The organism is Mailhella sp. (genome assembly GCF_057866825.1).
The window spans coordinates 1-1,996 of record NZ_DBMAHT010000216.1 but is presented as its reverse complement, the minus strand read 5'-3'; the positions used below and the strand labels follow the sequence as shown (position 1 = coordinate 1,996).

The window sequence follows — 1,996 nt, the reverse complement described above, 5'->3', positions numbered from 1 at the left end:
CGTTCCCGGGGAACGCAGCAAGACCGCAAGCCACATCCGCATGGCGCTGGACAAGGGGGCCTGGGCCATCGTGGCTTCTGAGCGCACCGTGGAACGCATGAAGCTCAATCTGCGCGGCGACAGAAATCATGCCTGGCTGCTCGTTTCCGACGTGCGCGCCCAGCTCGGCATTCTCGCCGCGGCCCGCTTCGGCACCGAAAATCTCGACTTTCCGGTCATCGCCGTCACGGGAACCAACGGCAAGACCACCTGTGCCTACCTGCTCGAACACCTGTATCGTTCGCACGGCCTTCCCGTGGGCGTCATGGGCACCATCAGCTACCGCTGGCCCGGTCACGACGAGCCTGCGCCCCTCACCACGCCCGGCTGCCTCACCCTGCACCGCTCCCTCGCCGCCATGCGCGACGCCGGCGTCAAGGCCGCCATCATGGAAGTCTCGTCCCATTCCATCGATCAGAAGCGCATCGCGGGCATCAACTTCAGCGCCGCGGCCTTCACCAATCTCACGCAGGATCATCTCGACTACCACAAGACCATGGAAAACTACTTCCTTGCCAAGCGCGCCCTCTTTGCCGACGCGCCGAAGAAGGACAAGGTCATGGTCATCAACAACGACGATCCCTACGGTCACCGCCTGCTCGAAGAGTTTCCGCAGGCTCTCGGCTTCGGTCTGCGCACGCCCCTTGCCGGACGCCCCTTCCTGCTCGCCGACGTGCGCCGCGCCGACACCGAAGGGCTTTCCCTGCACTTCTACTGGCAGAAAAGCCGCGACGAGCGCCTCGACTGGGAAATGCACAGTCCGCTCATCGGCCTGCACAACGCAAGCAACCTTTCCACGGTGTGCGGCCTTGCGCTTTCGCTGGGCTTCTCCGTGGAGGATCTCGCCTGCCTTGAAGGCTTCATGGGCGTGCCGGGACGTCTGGAGCGCATTCCCGTGCCCGGCGCGGACAAGCCCTGGCTGCCCGGCGCAGGAACCGGCATTTTCGTGGACTACGCCCACACCCCCGACGCTCTGACCAACGTGCTCAAGACCCTCACCCACGCGCGCTTCAACCGCATCATCACGGTGTTCGGCTGCGGCGGCGACAGAGACCGCACCAAGCGCGCGCCCATGGGCCGCGCCGTGGCGGAGCTTTCCGACATCGCCATCGTCACCTCCGACAATCCGCGCACCGAAGACCCCGAGCTCATCATCGACGACATCATGCCCGGCCTCGAAGGCGCGAAGGAAGTGCATCGCGAAAGCGACCGCCGCAAGGCGCTGGAACTGGCCGTGAGCCTGCTCAAGCCCGGCGACGCCCTGCTCGTGGCGGGCAAGGGGCATGAAAACTATCAGATCATCGGAACCGTGAAACATCACTTCAGTGATCAGGAAATACTCAAGGAGCTTGTCTCGTGCTGATGACGCTGGAGGCGGCCGCAGAAGCCGCCCATGCCAAGGTGCTCAATTCCGCCGACGTTCTGCTGCGCGGCGCCTGTTCCGACAACCGCGAAGTGAAGGAAGGCGACCTGTTCGTGGCCATTGTCGGCGAACGCGCGGACGGTCACGACTTTGCCTCCGCGGCCGTGAAGGCCGGCGCGGCCGCCGTGCTTGCCGAACGCGATCCCTTTCACGGCGAACCCGCGGCCCCCGTGCTGCTCGTGGACAACAGCGTGCAGGCGCTCGGCCGCATAGGCCACGCCTGGCGCAAATCCTTTGCGGGCCGCGTGGCGGGCATCACCGGCACGGCGGGCAAGACCACCACCAAGGAGCTGCTGGCGCACATTCTTTCCATGCGCGGCAAGACCGCCAGGAACCGCATGAACCTCAACTCGCAGATAGGCATGCCCATCTCCATGATGGCCGCCGACGGCGACGAAATGTTCTGGGTCATGGAAGCGGGCATCAGCCATCCGAACGACATGGACGAACTCGGCCCGATCATGGAGCCGGATCTCGCGATCATTCTCAACGTGGGGCCGGGGCACGCGCTCGGCCTCGGCGGCAAGGGCACGG

At 65.1% G+C, this 1,996-nt stretch carries 2 protein-coding genes; both read left to right on the top strand.

Annotation, left to right across the window (positions count from 1 at the left end):
• Nucleotides 1-1,402: UDP-N-acetylmuramoyl-L-alanyl-D-glutamate--2,6-diaminopimelate ligase (locus ACZM96_RS10840; protein ID WP_489489069.1), on the top strand; the 1,402-nt coding region annotated here is incomplete at its 5' end.
• The coding region (locus tag ACZM96_RS10835) for a Mur ligase family protein (RefSeq protein WP_489489070.1) at nucleotides 1,402-1,996 on the top strand (595 nt) is incomplete at its 3' end. The genes ACZM96_RS10840 and ACZM96_RS10835, both read left to right, overlap by 1 nt.